General features: G+C 62.9%; 23 protein-coding genes. 14 read left to right on the top strand and 9 right to left on the bottom strand.

Features of this window, described 5'->3' with window-relative positions:
* Positions 1-62: 62 nt before the first annotated feature.
* The 3 genes from mctR to FFM81_RS22315 form a co-directional block, all read right to left on the bottom strand.
* Positions 63-734, bottom strand: a complete 672-nt coding sequence (gene mctR, locus FFM81_RS22325; protein ID WP_138384573.1) for a two-component system response regulator MctR — start codon at positions 732-734, stop codon at positions 63-65.
* On the bottom strand, positions 731-2116 hold the full coding sequence (gene mctS / locus FFM81_RS22320) for a two-component system sensor histidine kinase MctS (protein WP_138384574.1): 1386 nt from the start codon (positions 2114-2116) through the stop codon (positions 731-733). Before mctS ends, mctR begins: the two co-directional genes overlap by 4 nt.
* 99 nt (positions 2117-2215) lie before the next feature.
* A complete protein-coding gene (locus FFM81_RS22315) occupies positions 2216-2680 on the bottom strand; it encodes an Lrp/AsnC family transcriptional regulator (RefSeq protein ID WP_003572254.1) in 465 nt (154 codons plus the stop codon).
* A gap of 162 nt (positions 2681-2842) precedes the next feature.
* On the opposite strand from FFM81_RS22315, the gene FFM81_RS22310 reads away from it, so the two are divergent.
* The 5 genes from FFM81_RS22310 to FFM81_RS22290 all read left to right on the top strand — a co-directional run bounded on the left by FFM81_RS22310 (position 2843) and on the right by FFM81_RS22290 (position 6910).
* Complete coding sequence (locus FFM81_RS22310; RefSeq protein ID WP_025417890.1) at positions 2843-3622, top strand: ABC transporter ATP-binding protein; 780 nt, start codon at positions 2843-2845, stop codon at positions 3620-3622.
* A gap of 47 nt (positions 3623-3669) precedes the next feature.
* On the top strand, positions 3670-4443 hold the full coding sequence (locus tag FFM81_RS22305; RefSeq protein ID WP_025417891.1) for a transporter substrate-binding domain-containing protein: 774 nt from the start codon (positions 3670-3672) through the stop codon (positions 4441-4443).
* A 12-nt stretch (positions 4444-4455) separates the two neighbouring features.
* Complete coding sequence (locus tag FFM81_RS22300) at positions 4456-5181, top strand: ABC transporter permease (RefSeq protein WP_138384575.1); 726 nt, start codon at positions 4456-4458, stop codon at positions 5179-5181.
* A 12-nt stretch (positions 5182-5193) separates the two neighbouring features.
* The gene (locus FFM81_RS22295; RefSeq protein WP_138384576.1) at positions 5194-5883 is read left to right on the top strand and encodes an ABC transporter permease; all 690 of its coding nucleotides are present in this window, start codon (positions 5194-5196) and stop codon (positions 5881-5883) included.
* Positions 5884-6043: 160 nt separating this feature from the next.
* Entirely contained in the window at positions 6044-6910 is an 867-nt protein-coding gene (locus tag FFM81_RS22290; RefSeq protein ID WP_425504987.1) for a homocysteine S-methyltransferase family protein, read from the top strand.
* Positions 6911-6926: 16 nt separating this feature from the next.
* On the opposite strand, the gene FFM81_RS22285 is transcribed toward FFM81_RS22290, so the two are convergent.
* Complete coding sequence (locus FFM81_RS22285; protein ID WP_173883875.1) at positions 6927-7343, bottom strand: MarR family winged helix-turn-helix transcriptional regulator; 417 nt, start codon at positions 7341-7343, stop codon at positions 6927-6929.
* Positions 7344-7604: 261 nt separating this feature from the next.
* Here FFM81_RS22285 and FFM81_RS22280 point away from each other — a divergent pair, with 261 nt between their 5' ends.
* The 3 genes from FFM81_RS22280 (at position 7605) to FFM81_RS22270 (ending at position 10245) form a co-directional block, all read left to right on the top strand.
* A complete protein-coding gene (locus FFM81_RS22280; protein WP_138384578.1) occupies positions 7605-9416 on the top strand; it encodes a chloride channel protein in 1812 nt (603 codons plus the stop codon).
* A gap of 143 nt (positions 9417-9559) precedes the next feature.
* The gene (locus FFM81_RS22275) at positions 9560-9826 is read left to right on the top strand and encodes a type II toxin-antitoxin system Phd/YefM family antitoxin (RefSeq protein ID WP_138384579.1); all 267 of its coding nucleotides are present in this window, start codon (positions 9560-9562) and stop codon (positions 9824-9826) included.
* Complete coding sequence (locus FFM81_RS22270) at positions 9823-10245, top strand: type II toxin-antitoxin system VapC family toxin (protein ID WP_128397892.1); 423 nt, start codon at positions 9823-9825, stop codon at positions 10243-10245. The genes FFM81_RS22275 and FFM81_RS22270 overlap by 4 nt, the downstream gene beginning before the upstream one ends.
* A 31-nt stretch (positions 10246-10276) precedes the next feature.
* Here the strand turns inward: FFM81_RS22270 and FFM81_RS22265 are convergent, their stop codons facing one another.
* The 5 genes from FFM81_RS22265 to FFM81_RS22245 form a co-directional block, all read right to left on the bottom strand.
* The gene (locus tag FFM81_RS22265) at positions 10277-11047 is read right to left on the bottom strand and encodes an ABC transporter ATP-binding protein (protein ID WP_025417898.1); all 771 of its coding nucleotides are present in this window, start codon (positions 11045-11047) and stop codon (positions 10277-10279) included.
* Between the two features lie 9 nt (positions 11048-11056).
* On the bottom strand, positions 11057-12040 hold the full coding sequence (locus FFM81_RS22260) for an ABC transporter substrate-binding protein (RefSeq protein WP_025417899.1): 984 nt from the start codon (positions 12038-12040) through the stop codon (positions 11057-11059).
* 38 nt (positions 12041-12078) lie between these two features.
* On the bottom strand, positions 12079-12930 hold the full coding sequence (locus tag FFM81_RS22255) for an ABC transporter permease (protein WP_025417900.1): 852 nt from the start codon (positions 12928-12930) through the stop codon (positions 12079-12081).
* A gap of 10 nt (positions 12931-12940) precedes the next feature.
* Complete coding sequence (locus tag FFM81_RS22250; RefSeq protein WP_138384580.1) at positions 12941-14293, bottom strand: LLM class flavin-dependent oxidoreductase; 1353 nt, start codon at positions 14291-14293, stop codon at positions 12941-12943.
* A 374-nt stretch (positions 14294-14667) separates the two neighbouring features.
* Complete coding sequence (locus FFM81_RS22245) at positions 14668-15453, bottom strand: IclR family transcriptional regulator (protein ID WP_003572238.1); 786 nt, start codon at positions 15451-15453, stop codon at positions 14668-14670.
* Positions 15454-15674: 221 nt separating this feature from the next.
* Between FFM81_RS22245 and FFM81_RS22240 the strand changes: the two genes are divergently transcribed.
* The 6 genes from FFM81_RS22240 to FFM81_RS22215 are packed head-to-tail and all read left to right on the top strand — an operon-like array spanning position 15675 to position 22447.
* Entirely contained in the window at positions 15675-16745 is a 1071-nt protein-coding gene (locus tag FFM81_RS22240) for an ABC transporter substrate-binding protein (protein ID WP_003572236.1), read from the top strand.
* A 34-nt stretch (positions 16746-16779) separates the two neighbouring features.
* Entirely contained in the window at positions 16780-18294 is a 1515-nt protein-coding gene (locus tag FFM81_RS22235) for a sugar ABC transporter ATP-binding protein (RefSeq protein WP_138384581.1), read from the top strand.
* Positions 18291-19253, top strand: a complete 963-nt coding sequence (locus FFM81_RS22230) for an ABC transporter permease (RefSeq protein WP_138384582.1) — start codon at positions 18291-18293, stop codon at positions 19251-19253. Before FFM81_RS22235 ends, FFM81_RS22230 begins: the two co-directional genes overlap by 4 nt.
* Positions 19250-20191: an ABC transporter permease gene (locus FFM81_RS22225; RefSeq protein WP_003572230.1), complete on the top strand. Its 942-nt coding sequence runs from the start codon at positions 19250-19252 to the stop codon at positions 20189-20191. The genes FFM81_RS22230 and FFM81_RS22225 overlap by 4 nt, the downstream gene beginning before the upstream one ends.
* Entirely contained in the window at positions 20188-21144 is a 957-nt protein-coding gene (locus FFM81_RS22220; RefSeq protein WP_003572228.1) for an amidohydrolase family protein, read from the top strand. The genes FFM81_RS22225 and FFM81_RS22220 overlap by 4 nt, the downstream gene beginning before the upstream one ends.
* On the top strand, positions 21137-22447 hold the full coding sequence (locus FFM81_RS22215) for an alanine racemase (protein ID WP_138384583.1): 1311 nt from the start codon (positions 21137-21139) through the stop codon (positions 22445-22447). Before FFM81_RS22220 ends, FFM81_RS22215 begins: the two co-directional genes overlap by 8 nt.
* Positions 22448-22460: the final 13 nt, after the last annotated feature.

Genomic DNA, 22460 nt, shown 5'->3' with positions numbered 1-22460 from the left:
TTGGAGTCCTAGGGCGCTGGTTTCATCCCCACAAGATGGGCGCAAGGGTGAAACGCCGGGGCCTACCCAGAAGTGGGTAGGTGGAGATTTCCGCCGACTTTCGAGACGATGCCGTGGTCGAGCGCATAGCGGATAAGGCCCGCCGTCGTTGCGATGCCGAGCTTTTTCTTGAGGTTCTTGCGGTGCGTTTCCGCCGTAGCGGAGCTTATCCCGAGCGCCTCGGCGATCTCGCGATTGCTCCGGCCAGCAACGATCAGCCCTAGAGTGTCACGCTCGCGCGGCGTCAGGGGATCGCTCCCCTCCTCCGTCCGCTCGCCCATCAGCGCGTCGAAGACGCCCGACGAGAAATAGGTGCCTCCGCCGGCAACGATCTCGATGGCCGAGACGATCTCGTCGGTCGAGACGTCTTTGAGGATGTAACCGGCGGCGCCATGCATGACCGACGAGGAAATATACTCGCGGCTGTCATGCATGGAGAGCATCACGACGCGGGTCTGCGGAAGTTCGTTCCTGAACAGTTCGATCGCATCGATGCCGCTGAGCTTCGGCATGTTGATATCCATCAGCACCACCTGCGGCTGGGCCTGCCGAGCGATGTCGAGCCCGGTTTGCGCAAGCCCGGCGGTGCCTGCGACTTCGATATGGTCGAATGTTTCGAGCACGGCCTTCAGACCGTCGAGCACCAGCGGATGATTGTCGATCAAGAGCACCTTGATCTTGGGGCGTTCGGTCATGCCGCTTCCGCCTGCCGGTCGGAGGCACGATTGGCCGACTTCGGCAGCATCGCCGTCAGCGTCGTGCCGGCCTCGCTACTGTTGATCAGCAACAGGCCGCGGAAGTGCGCCATCCGCTCCTGCATGTTGCGCAGGCCGAGGCCTGATCTGCCCGATGCGCCGTCCTTGGCGCCATCGAAGCCGGCACCGTTGTCTGAAATCGTCATGCGGGCGCGGCCGCCATCGCTCCAGAGTTTGACCGCCAGCCGGGAGGCGCCCGAATGCCGCTCGACATTGTTGAAGGCCTCCTGCGCGACGCGATAAAGCGCGGTATTGGCTTCGGCCTTCAGCGTATCGCTGAAGCCTGAAGCATCGATATCAGTCTCGATCCCCGTCCGCTCGGCGAAATTGTAGCAGAGCGCCTCGATCGCCGCCGTCAGGCCGAGATCGTCGAGCACGCGCGGGCGCAGATCATGCGAGAGCCGCCGGATCTCCTTGATGGCGCCATTCAGCGCCTCGATACCGCGGTCGATGGTGACAGCCGCATCGTCGACATTGGTCCTGACTTTGCGGCCGGCGAGATCCATCGCGTAACGCACACCGACGAGATTCTGGGAAATGCCGTCGTGCAGTTCGCGAGCAAGACGGGCGCGCTCTTCTTCCTGGGTATCGATGACCCGCTGCGTCAGCGCCTTGAGTCGGCTATCGGCCATGCGGCGCTCATGGAAGGTCAGCAGCATGCAGGTGGTGAAGACGACGAGCACCGATGGAACGGCGATCAGGGCAACGATAACGAAGGTCCGCCGGATGTTGGCGCGCATCACCTTGTTGGCGGCGGCACTTTGGGCAAAGACGTCATCGAGGTAGACGCCGGTTCCCACGACCCAGTGCCATTTGTCGAGGCTGACGACAAAGGAAAGCTTGTCGGCGATCTGCCCGGTCGATGGTTTCTGCCATTTATACTGATGCAGGCCGCCGCCCGCTCTTGCCGTGGCGATCAGTTCGGCAATCACCTTGTCGCCATCCGGATCGGTGAGATCGAGCCAATTGTGCCCATGCCGGAAACTCTGGCGCGGGTGGACGATATTGTTGCCGTCGTAATCGTAGACGAAGAAATAGCCGTCCTTGCCGTAATCGAGCGAGGTCAGTATCTCAGCCACCTGCTGCTTGGCAGCTTCATCGTCGGCGCCGGCCCTGTCATAGATCGTCTGGATGGCGGAGAGGGCAAGATTGGTCAGATTAAGGATCTCGGCTTCCTTGGTCTTCAGCATGTTCTGCTCGAAGGTGTCGATGCTGTTTTTGGCGAGGTTTGCCGATTGCCAGGTGATAAAGGTGGTGATCGCAAGGATCGAAATGACGAGCGGGATGATCGCCAATGCGATGATCTGGTGTCGTAACGTCAAGGATCTCCCTCCCGAGGATTTGCGCCCGGAATTATGCCCTTTGCCGAATGCGAGTCCAGCGGCTTGTCCGGCGTGCGACGGTGGGCCGGCGCGTCAGCGCTATTCCAGGGGCACGAACAGGCCGAGCTTGACATCGCGCAGCACGACATTCGTATGCATGCGGCGGATCTGCGGATTGTCAGCCATGATCAGGGCGGCGATGTCGTCATAATGCTCGACGTCGCGGGCAGTGACGATCGCGATCAGATCGACCGCGCCGGTGACATAATAGACCTGCTGGATATGATCCTGCTTTTCCGCCCACAGGCGGAACTTCGCCAGAGCGTCGTAATTATCCCGCTCGATCTCCATCCCGACGATGAACACCATCGATGTCCCGGTCGCCTTCCGGTCGACGACGGCGACCTCCGCCTTGATGATCCCCTCCTCGCGCAGCCGCTTCAGCCGCCGCTGCACCGCCGAGACCGACAGCCCGACCTGTTCGGCGATGGTTTCGGCCTTCAGCTGGCAGTCGCGCTGAACGATATCGAGAATGTCGCGGTCAAAACGATCCAGTTGTTCCATTGTCCAGTCCCAATTCCTACCGCAGCTCTTCACGCATTCTGCCGCATTCGCCGCGTGAGGAAGATTATTTTGCACAAATTATGCAGAAGAGACAAAAATTGCGCGAAAAAACCGCGCATTTTTATCATTATCCTTCGCAAATTCAGTTCACCGGAACCATGCATGTCGGATCAACCCTTTCCTGCTCTTCGCGTCGAAGATCTTCATAAAAGCTTCGGCTCGCAACAGGTTCTCAAGGGTATCTCGGCCGAGGCCCATAAGTCGGATGTCATCTCCATTATCGGCTCGTCAGGTTCTGGCAAGAGCACATTCCTCAGATGCATCAATTTTCTGGAAATGCCGGATCGCGGTCGTATTGCCGTGAATGGCGAGGAGGTGGCGCTCAAAGCCGGCCGCGGCGGCCACCTGCAGCCGCAGAGCTGGCGGCAGATCGAACGGCTGCGGACCGGGCTCGGGATGGTGTTTCAGAGCTTCAATCTTTGGGCTCATCGCACGGTGCTCGAAAACGTCATCGAGGCGCCGGTGCATGTCATGGGCATTTCAAGGCGCGAGGCGATCGAAAAGGCGGAAGCCCTGCTCCACAAGGTCGGCCTCTTCGATAAGCGTGACGCCTACCCCGCCTTCCTTTCGGGCGGCCAGCAGCAGCGAGCGGCGATTGCCAGAGCGCTCTGCATCGACCCTGATGTCATGCTGTTCGACGAACCGACATCGGCGCTCGATCCGGAACTGGTCGGCGAGGTCCTCAAGGTCATCCGCGACCTCGCCGAAGAAGGTCGGACCATGCTGATCGTCACCCATGAAATGCGCTTCGCCCGGGATGTCTCGAGCCGCGTTCTTTTCCTGCATCAGGGACGGATCGAGGAAGAGGGCCCGCCCGAACAGATATTTGGCGCCCCCGTCAGCGCCCGCTGCCGGGAATTCACCCGTCTCAGCACCCATTGATGCGCACCAAACTGTCATCGCCAACACAAATCAGGAGAACCCTGCGAATGAAACTACTCCCCATGCTTTTTGCCGGCGCCGCACTTGCACTTTCGGCCGTCACGGCTCAGGCCGAAGTCCGCTTCGGTGTCATGAACGAATCCTATCCGCCCTTCTTCGCCAAGGACGCCTCGGGTGAGTGGCAGGGATGGGAGATCGATCTCATGAACGCCGTTTGCGCCGAGATGAAGGAGAAATGCTCGATCGTCGACATTTCCTGGGATGGTCTCATTCCGGCCCTGCAGAGCAAGAAGTTCGACGTGATCTGGTCGTCGATGTCGAACACGGCGGAGCGCTCGAAGGTGATCGACTTCACCGACAAATATTACAACACGCCGAGCACCCTGATCGGTCCCAAGGACCAGAAGCCGGGCGCCAGCGCCGAAGACGTGAAGGGCAAGACCATCGGCATCCAGGTGTCGACGATCCAGTCTGAATATTACAAGAAGTATTTTGCCAGCGCCGCCGAGGAGAAGACCTATCAGACGCTCGATGAGGCTTTCCAGGATCTCGCTTCCGGCCGGATCGACTACGTCTTCGGCGATTCGCTGGCGCTCGACGCGTTCCTGAAAAGCGATGGCGGCAAGGATTGCTGCGCCAAGATGGGAGATGTCGCCGACGACAAGGAAATCCTCGGAGCCGGTGTTTCCGGCGGTCTGCGCAAGGAAGATACAGAGCTGAAAGCCAAGCTGAATGCGGCGATCGCTGCGGTTCGCGCCAACGGCCAGTATGACACCATCACCAAGAAATACTTCGACTTCGACATCTACGGCGCGAAGTAAGCAATCGTAGAGATGGCGACCGCGCAACAAGGCATTCTGGATCTGCTGTCTCCCTATCCTCCGGGATGGGGCGGCGTTCTTCTGGCCGGTGCAGTCTCCACGGTCGCCATTTCGGCCTGCGCCTTCGCTGTCGGTCTTTTGCTCGGCACTGGCGGTGCGCTTGTAAAGCTTTCGGGCAATCGCCTGCTTCGCCTGCTGCTCGATTTCTATACCACTGTCATCCGCGCGGTTCCCGAGCTGATCCTGATCGTCGGGCTCTATTATGCCGGCACCGACGGCCTCAACCGGCTGCTGGCGGCATTCGACCTGCCGCCGGTCAATGTGAACGGTTTCGTTGCGGCCGTCGCCGTGCTCGGCTTCGTGCAGGGCGCTTATATGACGGAGGTGCTGCGCGGCGCGATCCTCGCCATTCCCGTCGGCCAGATCGAGGCGGCCAAGGCCTTCGGCATGGGGCCGGTGCTGCGCTTCCGCCGCGTCCTGCTGCCGGCGCTGTTGCCGAACGCCCTGCCGGGGCTTGCCAATCTGTGGATGTCGATCACCAAGGACAGCGCGCTGGTCGCTGTTGTCGGCTACCAGGAACTGGCGCTCGCCACACGGCTTGCCGGGGCAAGCACCAAACATTACTTCGTGTTTTTCCTGGCTTCGGCCCTTCTCTATCTTGCCATCACGCTCGCTTCCAACGTCGTCTTCAAACTGATCGAGGGGCGGGTACGGCGGGGGCAGCCACGCCTTGCCTGAGGAGCGCGCCCCATGAGTTTCACCTGGATTTCTTCCTATTGGCCGCTGCTTCTGACAGGCGCCTGGCAGACGGTGTCGCTGCTTGTCATCTCAGTGGTGTTCGGTTTCATCATCGCCATCGGTCTCGCCTTCGCGCAGGTCAGCGGCAGCAGGCTGACGCGGCTCGCCGCCCGCGGCTACTGCACATTCTTCCGCGGCACGCCGCTGCTGATACAGCTTTGGCTTCTCTATTACGGGGTCGGCTCGCTGCTGCCCATGATCCCCGGCATCCGCCAGAGCCTGTTCTGGCCGATCCTGCGCGAAGGCTTCTTCTTTGCCGCCGTCAGTTTCACGCTGAACTACGCAGCCTATGAAGCCGAGGTGTTGCGCGGCGCGCTGCTTGCGGTTCCCAAGGGCGAGCTCGAAGCCGGCCGGGCCTTCGGCCTGTCGCCCTGGAAGCTGATCCGCCGCATCTGGCTGCCGCGGGCCATTCGCATCGCCCTGCCGACCATTGCCGGAGAGATCGTCATGCAGCTGAAGGCGACGCCGCTCGCCTTCACCGTGACGGTGATGGATCTCTACGCGGTGGCCAACAAGGTTCGCCAGGACACGCTGCTGGTCTACGAACCGCTCATCGTCGTGACCGTCTTCTATCTTGCCCTGACCGCAGTGATCGCCCGCGTCTTTCGAGGTCTCGAAGCGCAGGTGCCGGTTCGCCGCTAGGCCTACGGAAAGGGATCGCCATGAACTTGCTGGCGCACGAACCACACGCACCTCACCCAGTTTGTTATGAAAAGCCCGCCGCCGGTATCGGCGCGGCAGCCCGAATGGAGACGTCTTCATGAGCACGACCCGAATTCTCGATGGCGGCATGAGCCGCGAACTGCTGCGGCTCGGCGCCGAATTGAAACAGCCGGAATGGTCGGCGCTCGCGCTGATCAATTCGCCGGATATCGTCCGCGAGGTGCACAAGGAGTTCATCGCCGCCGGCTCCGAGGTGATTACGACGAACAGCTATGCGCTGGTGCCCTTCCATATCGGCGAAGACCGGTTCCAGAAGGAGGGAGCTGAACTGATCCGCCTTGCCGGTCGCCTGGCGCGCGAGGCGGCCGATACCGTCACCGATCGCAAAGTGCTGGTCGCCGGTTCGCTGCCGCCGATCTTCGGCTCCTACGAGCCGCAGAATTTTCAGCCTTGGCGAGTGCAGGATTATCTCAAGGTGCTTGTCGAAAACCTCGGGCCTTTCGTCGATGTATGGCTCGGCGAGACGCTGAGCCTGATTGCCGAGGGCGAGGCCGTCCGCAAGGCGGTGGCGGTGTCAGGCAAGCCGTTCTGGATCTCCTTCACATTGGCGGACGACGCGGCGGCCATAGGGGGCGGCGAGCCAAAGCTTCGCTCCGGCGAAAGCGTCGAGGCGGCGGCAGCCTGGGCGGTGTCATCGGGCGCCACGGCCTTTCTGTTCAACTGCAGCAAGCCCGAAGTCATGCAGGCGGCCGTCGAAACGACGGCACGCGTATTCCGCAAGGCAGACGCTCGGATTGAAATCGGCGTCTATGCCAATGCCTTCGAAGGGGAAACAGGTAAAGCGGCCGCCAATGAAGGCCTGCACGATACTCGTGACGACCTGAACGACGATACTTATTCGCGTTATGCCTGCTCCTGGGCCGACGCTGGGGCTACGATCATCGGCGGCTGCTGCGGCATCGGCGCTGCCCATATCCACCGTCTCAGGCAGACGCTTTCGAGATGAGCCGCCACGGCTTCGTTCATCCCGCTTTCGACGCCGCCTTTTGAAGCTCAAGGAGAAGCTCGATCAACTTCGGCGCCATGACCCGGATTTCCGAAAGGTGGACGGCGCTCAATCTCGTCAGGAGGTCGTCGGCCTTCTCGGTCAGGAGCAGCGTCTGCCGGCGCCTGTCGGCCGGGTCGGCATGGCGTTCGACCAGTCCGGCATCCGACAGCCGCCCGACGAGTTCGGTGGCCGTATGGGGCGCGATGATCAGCCGCTCGGCCAGCATGCCGATGGTCACCGCTTCGCCGCCGCGTTGTCCCTTGATCGCCAGCAGCGCCTGATGCTGCTGCACGGGCAGTCCTTCCGACTGCGCAGCAGAGGCGCTGAAATCCATGAACTGGCGAAGCGCGAAGCGAAGGTCGGCGAGCGCCTCGTAGTCCTCCTGTCTCAGTGGCGGCGGGTTTTCTTCACACTCGTTCTCCTCTGCCGCTCGAGCGGAGCGACCGTGCTCGGCTGCGGCCCGGGTAACACGCGACCCCGGCTTCTGCGCGCAAACACTTCGCCATCTCGAATAGATGGGCAGCCGCTGGCCGGTCAAGTGAGGCATCTTCTGAGACATTTTCGCCTTGTTGCATTCGTCCATTGATTTATATCGTATCACGATATAATGACGCCACTCTAGCATACCCATTTCCGCGTAGCAGAGGCTTCCATGGCGCAGCATCAACCCAGCAACCGGCCGCATGATTTCACCGGCGGCCTTTCTCGGCGCGAGGCCGGGGATTTCACCACCGACAGGCGCGTGCTCGTCCTGATCGGCATGTCCGTCATCATCGGCACCGCCGGGGCCTTTGCGGCCTGGTGTCTCGTCAGCCTGATCGCGCTTGTGACAAATGGCATCTGGTTCAGGCAGATCGGCATTGAGCCTGCCTCTCTGGCTGCCGTGCCGCGTTCGCTATGGGTGGTGCTGGTGCCGCCGCTCGGCGGCTTCGTCATCGGACTGATGGCCCGCTTCGGATCGGAGAAGATCCGCGGCCACGGCATTCCCGAGGCGATCGAGGCGATCCTGATCGGCGGCAGCCGGATGTCGCCGAAGGTGGCGGTCCTCAAGCCGCTGTCCTCGGCAATCTCGATCGGCACCGGCGGGCCGTTCGGCGCCGAGGGGCCGATCATCATGACCGGCGGGGCGATCGGCTCGCTTTTTGCCCAATTCTTTCACATGAGCGCCGCCGAGCGGAAGACGCTGCTCGTCGCCGGTGCCGCCGCAGGCATGACGGCGATCTTCGGCTCGCCGATATCGGCGGTTATGCTGGCGGTCGAACTCTTGTTGTTCGAATGGAAGCCGCGCAGCTTCATTCCCGTCGCCGTTGCCGCCTGTGTTTCGATCTGCTGGCGCCCGCTGCTCTTCGGCACTGGCCCGCTGTTCCCGACCCATTTCCAGGTAGATTTGCCCTGGTGGGGAATTTTCGCCTGTGCGGCGATGGGCATCATCTCCGGCTTGCAATCGGGGCTGCTGACGACGCTGCTCTACAGGATCGAAGACCTGTTCGAGGCCTTGCCGATCCACTGGATGTGGTGGCCTGCGCTCGGCGGTCTCGTCATCGGCCTCGGCGGCCTGATCGAACCGCGGGCGATGGGCGTCGGCTACGACATCATCGATGGCCTGCTTAACAACCGGCTGCTCGCGCCGGCTGTACTGTCGATCCTGCTGGTAAAGACCATCATCTGGCTGTTTGCCCTGTCGTCGGGCACTTCGGGCGGCGTGCTGGCTCCGCTTCTGATTTTCGGCGGCGCTCTCGGATGGCTGGTCGGGCTTGTCATGCCGGGCAATGATCCAGGCTTCTGGGCGCTGCTCGGAATGGCGGCGATGATGGGTGGAACCATGCGTGCGCCGCTGACGGGAACCTTCTTCGCGATGGAGATCACCGGCGACGTCAGCACGCTGGTTCCCCTGCTCGCCGCAACTGTTGTGGCTTATGCCGTCACCGTCCTGCTGCTGCGCCGCTCGATCCTCACCGAGAAGATCGCGCGCCGCGGCCAGCACATCACCCGCGAATACGGCGTCGATCCGTTCGAACTGTCGCGCGCAAGGGAGATCATGATCGCCGATGTCGATACGCTTCCCGTCACCATGACGGTCGGAGAGGCCTGCGATTTCTTCGCCTCTCAAGAGAGGACCCATCGGATCTACCCGGTGGTCGATGCCGTCGGCAGACTGGCCGGCATCGTCTCGCGGGCCGACGCTCTGCTCTGGCAGAGTGAGGCGGAGCTTGCCGTCCAGACGCTCGGCGAAAACGTCACGGATGATTCCGTTCCCGTCGGGCATCCGGACGATACCGTCGCCTTCATCGCCGACCTGATGCTGTCGACGGGTGACGGACGCATTCCGATCGTCGATCCCGCCTCGGGCAAGCTGTGCGGCCTGATCGCCCGCAAGGATCTGCTGCGGCTGCGCAGTTCCTACCGGTCGGCGGAACTGGATCGGCGGCCTTATCTGACTGCCGGAGCAAAGAGCAAGGCTTGATAGCAGCCTCGGGGTGCCTTCAGGGCATGCAGGGGCCGAGTGTCGTCGGCCCCGCAAACCGAAGCATTCGATCCAGTGCAGCTTGCCACTTATCCAGTCACGGGTGTATGGTCATGATAGTCATTCTGGTCAGGAGGTGAGCAATGCGACCATCACGGCGGGGCGATGAAAGCTGGACTGTTGCCAGTGCAAAGGCGAAGCTTTCCGAGGTGATCGAACGTGCGCAATCCGCGCCACAGACAATCACGCGAAACGGCAAGCCGAGCGTCGTCGTCGTCTCGGCGGAGGAATGGCAGCGAAGGACGGCGCGCAAGGGGACGCTTGCCGAATTTTTGATGGAATCGCCGCTGCGCGGCGCCGATCTGGACCTTGAGCGTCAATACGACGAACCGCGTGATCCGGCGCTGTGAAGCTTCTGCTGGATACCGATGTCCTGTCCGAGGTGACCAAGCCGAACCCTGATGCGCGGGTCCTGGAATGGCTGGACAAGCTCGACGAGGATCGTTCTTTTATCAGCATCGTGTCGATCGCAGAGATCCGGCGCGGTGTTGCCCTGATGGACAGGGGACGCAAACGCGACGCGCTGGCCGAATGGCTTGCCCAGGATCTGACTCAACGCTTCGAGCACCGCATCATTCCGGTGGACGAACCGGTGGCCCTGGCCTGGGGAGACCTTATGGGCCATGCAAAGCGAAGTGGCCGCGGCCTGTCGTCGATGGACGGCCTGATCGCGGCGACCGCGGTTGCTCACGATCTCGGCCTTGCAACCCGCAACACGAGTGATTTCGAGGGCTTTGGGATCGAACTGATCGACCCCTGGGCCGGGTGAAGCGTCTCCGGTCTAATAGAGGCTGCAGCCTTCAATGCAATCCGAAGAGGTTCAGCAGTTCTTCGCGGTGCCGGACGAATTCCGGCGCGCTGCGGTCGCGGGGGCGCGGCAGATCGATGTCGATCAGGCGTGGCTCGCCTCCCTTTTCCCGCGGCAGGATCAGGATCCGGTCGGCGAGATAAATCGCCTCCTCGAGATCGTGGGTGACGAGAATGGTCGTCACATCCTCATCGCGCCAGATCCGGGCGAGTTCCTGCTGCATGCCGATCTTGGTCATGGCGTCGAGCGCGCCGAGCGGCTCGTCGAGCAGCAGGATTTCCGGCTGGACGGCAAGTGCCCGGGCGATGCCGACGCGCTGGGCCATGCCGCCGGAGAGCTGCCGGGGATAGGCCGTCTCGAATTGCTGCAGGCCGACGAGCTTGACATAGTGACGTGCCCGTCCCCTCGCCTGCTCGCGGGTGAGGCCTCTCGTTTCCAGCCCGAAGGCGACATTGTCGAGCACATCAAGCCAGGGCAGAAGACGCGGCTCCTGGAAAATGACGGCGCGCTCTGCGCCGACGCCCTGTATCGCCTCGCCGTCGACGAGCACGTCTCCGGCGTCGGAATCCTCAAGCCCGGCCAGAACCCGGAGCAGGGTCGTCTTGCCCGAACCGCTGGCGCCGACGATGGCGAGGCTTTCGCCGGAGCGGATATGGAGATTGATATCCTTCAGAACCTGCAGGGGTTTGCCGTTCAGTCTGTAGGATTTGGAAAGGTGACGGATCGTCACCTCTCCGCGGCGAATGTCCTCAGCGACGCTCATCACGCTTCCTCAGTTGCTTGCCGGCTTGGCGTCGGCGGTGAAGAGAATATCTTTGGCCGCCAGCTGGCCCTGCTTCAGCTTGCCTTCGCGAACCAGGACGTCGATCCAGAACTGGATGTCGCGCTCGACCGGCAGACCGCCGGCACGCACGCCGTAGCCGCGGAAATATTGTGCGAGATCAGCGTTCTCGCCACGCTCGCCGAGCGCCTTGGCCAGGATTTTCTTGGTTTCCTCGGGATGCTCGCGGGCATAGTCGAGGGCGCGGGCCGACTGCTCGACGAAAATCTTCGAGGCCTCCGGATGCTGCTGGATGAAATCGCGGCGCAGAACCACAAAGCCGCCGGCGATATCTCCCAGCACGTCGGTATCGTCGAAAACCGGACGCAGGCCGCCGTTCTTGAGTGCGGCCCCTTCGAAGGTCGTCTGCCAATAGCCGAAGGCGGCAATGTCGACCTGCTTGGAGCGCAGCACCTGCTCCAGCTGCGGTCCCGGAACGACGATCTGGTTGGCGGAGTCGCTCGGCAGGCCGACGGAATGCAGGGCTTCGCGGATCGTATAGTCGAGATGCGCGCCGAGCGTGTTGACCGCAATGCTCTTGCCGGCAATGTCCTTGATTGTTTTGATCGGGCTGTCTTCCAGCACGTAGAAGGTAGACTGCACCTCGTCATTGATGCCGTTCGACGGATAGACGGCGACGAAGTCGTTGCCGCCGATGATCGAATTCAAGACGGCTGAGGTGGCGGCGCTGCCGATCTCGACATCGCCGGATGCGAGCGCGATCAGAGAGGCCGGACCACCCTGGGCATAGCCGACATTTTCCAGCGTGATGCCCGTATCCTTGAAGTAACCGAGTTCTTCGGCAAGCTCATGGGCGGCAAGGCCGCCTTGGCTGGCGAGATAGCGCAGCTTCACCGTGTCGGTGGCGGCTGCCGGCGTCGCAAGACCGAGAGCGATTGCGGCCGGCAGGATAAGATTGCGGGGATGGAATGTCATGGGGTGTCCTTTCGGAAGAGGAAAATCGGTGGAAGCAATCAGCGGCTCGGCTGGGACCAGCGGCAGAGACGGCGCTGCAGGAGAACGAGCAAGGCATTGGCGGCAAGCCCAAGGAAGGCGAGCAGCAGGATCGCTGCAAACATCAGCGGGATCTGGAAATTGTACTGGGCGTTCATCACCTGGAAGCCGATGCCCTTGTTGGCGCCGATCATCTCGGCGGCAATCAACAGCAGAAGGGCGGTCGTCGCCGAAAGACGCAAGCCGACGAAGATCGCAGGGACGGACGCTGGCAGGATGACGCGGCGGAAGACGGTGAGCGGGCCGGCGCCATAGGTGCGCGCCATCTCGATGAGCTTCTGGTCCACCTCCTTGACGCCGCTGATCGTGGCGAGCAGGACCGGAAAGAGCGTCGCCCAGAAAATCACGAAGATCTTCGATGTTTCGCCGAGGCCGAGCAGCAGGATGAAGACCGGATAGAGCGCCAGCGCCGATGTCTGGCGGAAGAGCTGCAGGATGGGATCGAGCGCCTGCTCGACCAAGCGAAACTGGCCCATGAACAGGCCGAGCGGAATGCCGACCACGACGGCAAAGGCGAAGGCCGTTCCGGCTCGCTGCAGGCTGATGGCGATGTCATCGAGCAGCGCGCCATTGGCAAGGTTGGTCCAGAGAGCCGACAGGATCACGTTCAAGGGCGGGAAGACGGCGGGGTTGACCCAGCCCCTGGTGCTCGACACCTGCCAGAGTACCAGGAAGCTGATGAGCAGGCCGTAGCGTGGAAAAAGTGATGCGAGCACGCCGCGCAGCTGGGATGCGAGTGGGGAAGTCGTGCTTTCGCCGCTTTTCAGGCGGCCGAAGCTTGTCGGGAGAACCTGGTTGATTTCATAGGCCATGGTACGCTCCTCACTCCGCCGCCTGGAGAGTTGCGTGTCCTGCAACCCATCGATTGCTCGGGAAAGGCAGGCCGAGGTTTTCCCGCAGCGTCTTGCCCTCATAGGCCGTGCGGAACAGGCCGCGGCGCTGCAGTTCGGGGATGACCAGATCGACGAAATCGTTGAGCGCCGTCGGCAGCCAGGGCGGCAGAATGTTGAAGCCGTCGGCCGCTTCGTTCTCGAACCATGTCTGCAACGTATCGGCGATCTGCTCGGCCGTGCCGACGATGGTGTAGTGGCCGCGGGCCGATGCGATCCACTGATAGAGCTGGCGGATGGTGAAGTTGTTTTCGTCGGCAATCTGGCGGATGAGGGCCTGGCGGCTCTTCATGCCTTCGGTCGGCGGCGCCGGCGGAAGAGGCCCATCAAGATCATAGCCATGCAGGTCGAGCGTGCCGCCCGTCAGGCCGTTGAGCAGGCCGATCCCGTCTTCTTCGACGATCAGCGAGGTCAGGCGGTCGTATTTCTCGCGCGCCTCCGCTTCCGTCCTGCCGACGAAGGCCGAGACGCCGGGCATGACTAAAATGTGATCGGGGTTGCGGCCGCGGCCGCGGGCGCGCGCCTTGATATCCCGGTAGAATTCCTGGGCGGTTTCGATGTGCTGATGGGCGGTGAAGATGACTTCAGCTGTTGCCGCGGCGAGCCCGCGCCCGTCTTCCGACTGCCCGGCCTGGACGATGACGGGATGCCCCTGGGGCGAGCGTGAAACATTGAGGGGACCGCGCACGCTGAAATGCTCGCCGCGGTGGTCGGTGTCGTGCAGCTTCGCCGGATCGAAGAACACGCCCGTTTCCTTGTCGCGGATGAAGGCGTCGTCCTCGAAGCTTTCCCAGAGTTTGCGGACGACGTCGACATGCTCGGCGGCACGGCGATAACGATCGGCATGCGGCAGCTGGGTATCGCGGTTGAAGTTCTGTGCCGTGAGGTCGCCGGTGGTCGTCACGACATTCCAGCCGGCGCGGCCCTCTGAGATCAGGTCCAGCGAGGCGAACTTGCGGGCCGTTGTATAAGGCTCCTCATAGGTCGTCGAGGAGGTCGCGATAAAACCAAGATGGGTCGTGAAAGGCGCAAGCGCCGAGAACAAGGTCACCGGTTCGAAGCCGGCGACGCGGGCATTGCCGCCTTCGCGTGCTCCGCCGAAACCGACAGCCAGTCCATCGGCCAGGAAGTAAGCATCGAAGAGGCCGCGCTCTGCTGTCAGTGCCAGCTGCTTGTGAAACTCGAAACTGGTGGCGCCGTCGGCCGGTTGGTCGGGATGACGCCATGAGGCGACATGCTGTCCGCCACCAGGAAGAAATGCTCCAAGCCTGATTTTCCGTGTCATTTCGCGTCCTCTCCGTTTGCCCCGAACAGCCCCAGCTCCTCTGCGAGGGCAGGTATAAATCTGTCTATCGAGCCACTAGGATATGTTCTCCATAGATTTTATAGAGAAACTTAATTTCATAGTTTCGGGAGAAGAGTGAATAGATTTTCGGGATCGGGGGAAAATTGGAAATCAACGATTGGGGTCGCCAAACTGCTGGCAGCTGGTCTTGCGCTTGATCGTTGATGTCTTTGGTCGGGCCGGCAGATATGCAGGCATCCCAAACCCATCGCGAAGGCGGGCGAGCGTTGCACGATCAAGGAAGCATGCGGGGATGACCCGTTTAGTCACCACGTCCGTGACGCCGGATATAGCTCCCCACGTTTACCCGGGCATCAGCTCCGTTTTGGTCGGGCCGGGGCATGTTCGAGGCGGGCGGCGGCCTTCTTCAGGCAGTCGAGATAACGGTCCCTGTTCGCAATGCCGTCGTCGCGTGGCGTGACCAGGCAGAGCGTTGCGGCTGCATGGCCTTCCTCGCCGCGCACCGGCACGGCAAAACAATGGGTGAAACTATCGACGATGCTGTTGAAGGTGAAGAGACCTTCACGCTCGGCCTGGCGCACTTCGGCGATGAAGGTTTGCGGCTCGAGCCATTCGCCGCCCGGCAGGCGGAAATCCTGCGGCGGAATGAAGTTCAGTATCTCCTGATCCGACAGATGCGCAACGAGCAGGCGGCCTGACGCCGTCCACGGGATCGGCACCGACTGGCCGACATCCGTTGAAATGCGGAAGGGCCGCGCGCCTTCGCGCATGCGCACGACCGTGTACCTGTTTCCATCCAGCATGCAGAACTGTGCCGTCTCCCGCGTCTCGTCGGCAAGATGCTCCAGCGTCGTCTCGCATTCGCGGGTGAAATCGAAATGATTTTCATAGGCGGCGCCAAGGAAATAGAGCTTGCGACCGAGATAGACCCGCCCCTCGCCGCCGGTGAATTCGAGAATGCCGTTGCTCAGTAGCAGGTTGACGAGCTCGTAGACCGAGGAGCGCGGCGCACCGATCTGCGCGGCGATTTCGTTCGGCTTCAGGGCCTGCCGTTTCTGGCGCAGGAAATCGAGGATTTCGAAGGCGCGGTCGAGCCCGCGGGCGCGTTTGCCGGCTCCTTCGTCCTGAACTGCATCCATTGCTGTCGATCCCAATTTTTGTTCGGTCAAGCTTTTCAAATCCTGTGGCGCATCTGTCAACCGACGCCCGTCATTACTAGCAGACGAAAATTTTTTTCATCCCTCTTGCGAGGTGGAAAAATCGGCATAAGATCATCCCGTCCGTTATAAGGATCATATGTACATTATATTGGACATTGATGGCCAGCCGTCAAGGCTGCCGCACAAAAAAGGGGATCGACATGAAGAATTTAGAAAACAGCATTTCCGCTTCACTGCGCCGCCGCCTTCTCGCCGGCGCCGCTGCCGCCGCTGCCCTCCTCGTCTTTTCCACCGGTACGGCCTCGGCCGCTGCCAATTGCATCAAGGGCGACAGGAAAGCGCCCTACACGATCGGCTGGGCGAACATCTATTCGGTGCCGACCTGGATGAAGCAGACAGAAGGCACGATCACCGCCGAAGTGGAGGAACTGAAGAAGGCGGGCCTCGTGAAGGACCTGATGATCACGGATGCGCAGGGCAACGCCCAGACGCAGATCCAGCATATCCAGTCGATGATCGACGCCAATGTCGACGCCATCGTCGTTATCGCCGGCTCCTCCAACGCGCTCGACCGCGTCATCTCTGATGCCTGCGACAAGGGCATCGCCGTCGTCAACTTCGACAGCCTCGTCAACACCGACAAGGTGACGGCGAAGATCAACACCGATTCCAGCGAATGGGGTGCGACCGCGGCCAAGTGGATGGTCAGCCAGCTCGGCGGCAAGGGCAAGATCATCATCATGAACGGCCCGGCCGGCATTTCGGTCAGCGACGACCGTCGCAAGGGCGCCCAGCCGGTGCTCGACGCCAATCCGGGCCTCAAAGTGATCACCGAGACGAACACGGAATATAACGTTGCCCCGGCGCAGGAAGCGATGACCAGCCTGCTCTTTGCCAATCCCGAAATCGATGGCGTGCTGTCGCTCGGCGGCGCGCTGTCGGCCGGCTCCGTCATGGCCTTCGAGCGTCAGGGCCGCGACCAGGTGCCGACGACGGGCGAAAATGCAAGGCAGTTCCTGGAACTGTGGAAGGAGAAAGGTCTGAAGGGCTGGGCGACGATGCAGCCCAACTGGCTCGGCGCGCTTTCCGTCTATACCGCCGTACAGGCGCTGCAAGGCAAGGACGTGCCGGCCTTCGTCAAGGTGCCGCTGCCCGTCATCGACGACAGCACGATCGGCAGCTACCTCGCACGGGCCGACAAGTTCCCGGCTGACGGCTACATCTACTCGGATTACGACCAGGCGCTCTTCGACAAGCTGCTTGCCAAGTAATACGCCCAAGTAATCCTGAGCTGAGGACACCGTCATGACGGAAGAACGGCCCCTGCTGGAAGCCCGGCAGGTGTTCAAGGGATTTTTCGGCAATCCCGTTCTGAAGGGCGTCGATATCGCCCTTCTGCCGGGCAGGGTTCACGCCCTGCTCGGCGAAAACGGCGCCGGCAAGTCGACGCTGATCAATCTCCTGTCCGGCGCCCTTCTGCCGGACAGCGGGTCCATCCTTGTCGACGGCAGGCCTGTCGGGCGTTTCAGCCCGGCGGCGGCGCGGGCAGCGGGCATCGCCGTGGTGCAGCAGGAACTGAGCCTGACGGCCAATCTCTCGATTGCCGAAAACATCGGGACCGGCGCCTTCCCGCGCCGGTTCGGCCTCATCGATTACAGAGCGCTGCATCGCGGCGTGCAGGATGTCTGCGATATGGTCGGGCTCACCGAACCGCTCGACATGCCGGTCGCCGATCTCGCGCTCGGCCGCCGTCAGATGGTGGAGATCGCCAAGGCGCTGTTCCGCAAGCCGCGCGTACTGATCCTGGACGAGCCGACCTCGTCACTTTCCGCGCATGAAGCCGGCATCCTTGCCCGCCTCATCGAGACGCTCAAGGGACGGGGCACCGCGCTTCTTTATATTTCCCACCGCCTCAACGAGGTGCAGGCGCTCTGCTCGCATGTCACGGTGCTGAAGGACGGTGGCGTCACCGCCGACCAGTCGCTCTCCGGCATCGATGGCGAGGGGCTGGTCCGCCTGATGGTCGGCCGCGAAACCGGCGACCTGTTCCCGCCCCGCGCCGTCGCCAAGCCAGGCGCGATACGCATCGACGTCGAAGATTTTTCCGCCGGCATGGTACGCCATATCGGTTTTTCCGCCCGTGCCGGCGAGATCGTCGGCATTGGCGGGCTCGTGGGACAGGGTCAGGAAGACCTGCTGCTCGGTCTCTACGGCGCGATTCCCGCGTCCGCCGCCCGTGCTGATGCATCGGGCAAATCAGGCCTGCCCGCCGATGTCGGCGCGGCGAATGCGGCCGGTATCGTCTATGTGCCGGCCGACCGCAAGCATGAGGGATTGGTGCTGCCCCACTCCATCGCCGCCAATCTCATCCTGCCCTCGCTCGGACGGCTCGCCCGCAGGGGCTTACGCGACCGGCCGGCTGAAGGCGGCCTGGTCGCCGATCTCGCCCGTCGCCTGGCGATCAAGGGCGATACCGCCCGCCCGGTGCAGGCGCTTTCCGGCGGCAATCAGCAGAAGGTCGCGCTCGCCAAATGGCTGCCGCTCGATCCGTCGGTTCTACTCCTCAACGACCCGACGCGCGGCGTCGACATCGAGACCAAGCGTGAGATCTACCTGATGCTGCGCGCCTTCGCTGCGGAGGGGCGGCTCGTCATTCTCGCCAGTTCCGATACGCCGGAACTCGTGCATCTTTGCGACCGCGTCGTGGTTCTGCGCGAGGGGCGCGTTGCGGCAACACTGTCGCAGGATGAAATCAGCGAAGCGGCGATCGTCGGCGCGGCCATGGGCATTGCGGCCGCGACGCAGGGAGAGGCGGCATGAGCACGATTTCGTCATCCGGGCTTTACGGCGCAATCCAGCTCCACCGCAATCGCGGCCTCGCCGGCCTCTATCTGGTGGTCGCCACCTTTCTCATCCTTTATGCAGTGCTCTTTCCCGGTATCCTTTCGATCGGCGGCTTCTCGAAATTCACGCAGAACTGGTTCCCGCTTGCGCTCGTCACCATGGCGCAGGCGCTGCTCATGCTGAACGGCGGCATCACCCTGGCGATCGGTCCGCTGGTGAGCCTGGGAGCGGTGATCGCGGCGACGACGATGGAAGGGGCGCTCGGCGTGCCGGGTGGCATTCTCGCCGTCGCGCTCGCCGGTCTCGCGATCGGCGCCCTCATCGGCGCCATAGTCACGCATTTGAGGCTGCCGGCAATCATCGTCACGCTGGCCGGATCCTTCATCATCAGCGGCGTTGCGCTCATTCTGCTTCCGCGGCCGGGCGGGGTCGTTCCCGATTGGCTGTCGACCGCGCTTGCCGGCCACACGCCGGTTGCTTTCCTGCTGCTCGTCTTGATCCTTGTGCTCTGGAAAGCCTTTCTCGCAACGCCGCTCGGTCTCGGTATCTATGCGGCCGGCGACAACCCGGTCGGCGCATTCCGCTCCGGCGTTCCGGTCGAACGGGTGAAGGTTGCAGCCTTTGCGCTCTCCGGTCTTCTTGCGGCGCTGACCGGCCTTTTCGTCGCCGCGCAGACCGGCTCGGGCGATCCTGTGATCGGCACGCCCTTCACGCTGAACTCGATCGCTGCCGCCGTGCTCGGCGGGGTGGGTTTCCTCGGCGGCAAGGGCACGATGCGCGGGGCGATCTGCGGCAGCCTACTGCTCTCTGTGATGATCAACGTCATGTTCTTTCTCGGCTTCCCGCCGGTCGCGCAATATGTCGCGCAAGGTCTGATCATCGTCGGGGCGGTCGCCGTTCCGGAGCTTCTCGGTCAATGGAGGGCAAGGCGATGAACATCATCAGATCCGCATCCCGCAATCCGCCGCTTCTGACCTTGCTTCTGGTCGCGCTCGTCTGGATCGTCGCGAGCCTTGCGCTGCGCGGTTTCGGCGCCTATGGCCATCTGCGCTATCTGCTCGAACTCGCCGCCGTGATCGGCATCGTCGCTGCCGGGCAGACGCTCGTCATCCTGATGGGCGGCATCGATCTTTCCGTCGGGGCTGTCATCACCGTCACGGCGATCCTGCTGCCGCTGATTTCGCCGGCCTGGGATCCGACAGGCCTTGCCGGCATTGCGGCGGCGCTTGCCATCGCCACCGGCATCGGCCTGATGAACGGCGCGGGGGCTGCCTATCTTCGCGTGCCGCCGATCATCATGACGCTTGCCATGGCGACCTTCCTGCAGGGCCTGCTGGTCATCGTCGCCGGCGGCAGTGCGGTCACCGTCAGCAATCCCGCAGTCATTCTGCTCGGTCAGGCGCGGCCGCTCGGCATTCCCTCGGGCATCATTCTGTGGCTCGTTGTTGCGATCGCCGTGCTGCTGCTCGTCCACCGCATGCCGACCGGCGCCCGGTTTCTGGCGCTCGGGGCAAACCCGCTCGCTGCCCGGCTCTCCGGCGTCAGCATCACCCGCAACACGCTGATCGTCCACACCCTGTCCGGCTTCTTTGCCGGGCTGGCGGGCCTTCTCGTGCTCGGCATGAACCGGCAGGGCTATGTCGGCATCGGCGATCCCTATTTGCTGACGTCGATCGCCGCCGTCGTGCTCGGCGGCACCTCCATCCTCGGCGGCCGCGGCACCTATGCCGGGACCATCCCCGGGGCGATCCTGCTCGTCACCACGACGGCGCTGATCACCGTCGTCAACGCCTCGCCCGGCTGGCGGTCGATCATGTTCGGCACGCTGATCCTTGCCCTCCTGCTTGTTTCCGGCCGCGAGGCGCGCAGATGACGCAGCGCTACGATGGGCCGGTGATCGACCCGCACCACCATCTCTGGGACCTCGGCCTGCAGCGCCATCCCTGGCTGCAGAAGGCGCGGGCATCAGGCGAGGAAATGGTATTCGGCAGCCTGGCGCCGATCCTGCGCGACTATGGAATCGATGATTATCGCGCCGATGCTGCCCGCCAGGACGTGATCGCAACCGTGCATGTAGAGGCCGGTTGGTCCGTTGCCTATCCGCTGGAAGAGAGCCGCTGGCTGGATGGTCTCGACCGCAGCTCCGGTGTGGCCCGCCGCTATATCGCGCGCGTTCCCCTCGACGGGCCGGATGCCCAGCGCCTGCTCGAAGCCGAAGCGGAAAACTCCAACGTCGTCGGCATCCGCGATATCCTGAGCTGGCATCCCGATGCGGCGAAAAGTTTTGCGTCGCGTCCGGATCGCATGGGCGATCCCGCTTGGCGTGCGGGGCTTGCCCATGCCACGCGGCTCGGGCTGGTCTTCGACCTGATGCTCTATCCCTGGCAGATGGCTGAGGCGCTGGAACTGGTGCAGGCCTTTCCCGAAACGCTTTTCGTGCTCAACCACGGCGGCAGCCCTGCCGATCGCACGAAGGACGGCATGGCGCTCTGGCAAGGCGGCCTGTGGGCACTCGGCGGCGCACCCAACGTGCGCGTGAAGATTTCCGACCTCGTCGCCTATGACCATGCGTGGACGCTCGAAAGCCTGCGGCCGGTGATCGAACATTGCCTCGACTGTTTCGGCCCGGCGCGCGCGATGTTTGCCAGTGACTTTCCGGTCGCCGGCCTGCATGCCTCTTTCGACGAGGTCTATCAGACCTTCCGCACGGTCGCCGCCGAGCTCTCTCTCGACGAGCAGCGCGCCTTGTTCTTTGCCACCGCCAACGACACCTATCGCCTCGGTTTGGCCGATCCGGCCGAGATCGGAAGAGGCCGCCATGTCTGATCTTCATATTGCGGCGGAAAACGTCCTGATCGACGAGCGGGTGCGCGGCTTTCCGCCGGGTCATCCGCCGCTGCCGCCTGCCGCGATCGGAATGCAGGGATGGAAGCCCTATGATGGCAGGATGGGCCTGCCGCTGATCTCGCTCGACCGGCAGGCCTTCACCGGTAATGTCGATCTGATGATGGCCTATGTGAAAAGCCATGGCGCCGAAATCGCGCCGCACGCCAAGACGCCGATGTCCACGGCGCTGGCAGAGGCGCTTCTGGCCGCGGGCGCCTGGGGCACGACCGTCGCCGACATCCGTCAGGCGGCCGTCCTGCTCAAGGCCGGACAGCGCCGGCTGATTCTTGCCAACGAGATCGGCGGGATCGCCGCCGCCCGCCGGCTTGCAGCCCTGCTCGACCATTATCCCGATGCGGAGCTCCATGTCTTCGTGGATTCGACGGTGCTCGTCGAGGCGCTTCGATCCGCATGGCAGGAGCGTGCGGATCTGCCGCCTCTCGGCCTGCTGCTGGAATTCGGCGCCGGCCGCGCCGGTCTCCGCAGCGCCGAAGCCGCCGCCGCAATTCTCGACGCGATCCTGGCGGTGGAGACGCCCGCCTTCCAACTGACCGGCATTGCCGCTTACGAGGGGGCGGCCGCGACCGCAAATGCGGAAGAGACGATGCTTCGTATCGAGGCGCTGATGGCGATGACATCAGATTTCCTGCCGACGATCCGCGCCCGCATCGGCAAGGCCCGGCCGCTTCTCGTCTCCGCTGGTGGCTCGGTGTTTTTCGATGTCGTGGTGGCGCGGCTTTCAGCCGCCGTCGCCGTCGATCCCGCCAGCCGGCTCGTGCTGCGCAGCGGCGCGATCTTCTTCCACGATCACGGCGTCTACGAGCGCGGTCTTGCCGGCCTCGATGCACGTGGCGGCCTGCGCATCGGCGATAAGATGGTTTCGGCGGCGGCGGGTTTCCGTCCGGCGCTCAGGGTCTGGGCCGAGGTTCTTTCCCGGCCGGAGCCAAAGCTTGCGATCTCAGGCATGGGCATGCGCGATGTGGCGATGGATCAGGGCCTGCCGCGGCCCTTGGCGCTCTATCGCAATGGCGCGTATCTCGGCAATCTCGAAAGCGCCGAGGTTTTCCGTCTCAACGATCAGCATGCCTTCCTGGCCATTGCCGAGGATAGCGACGTCTCGATCGGCGACGTCATCGAGTTCGGCATCTCGCATCCCTGCACCTGCCTCGACCGGCATGCAATCCTCTATGGCCTCGACCCGGATCATTCGGTGGCGGCGGCCTATCTCACAAGCTTCGGCTGAATTCTCCTTCCAA

Source organism: Rhizobium hidalgonense (assembly GCF_005862185.2).
Lineage (GTDB): Bacteria > Pseudomonadota > Alphaproteobacteria > Rhizobiales > Rhizobiaceae > Rhizobium > Rhizobium hidalgonense.
This window is presented reverse-complemented; position numbering and strand designations above follow the sequence as displayed.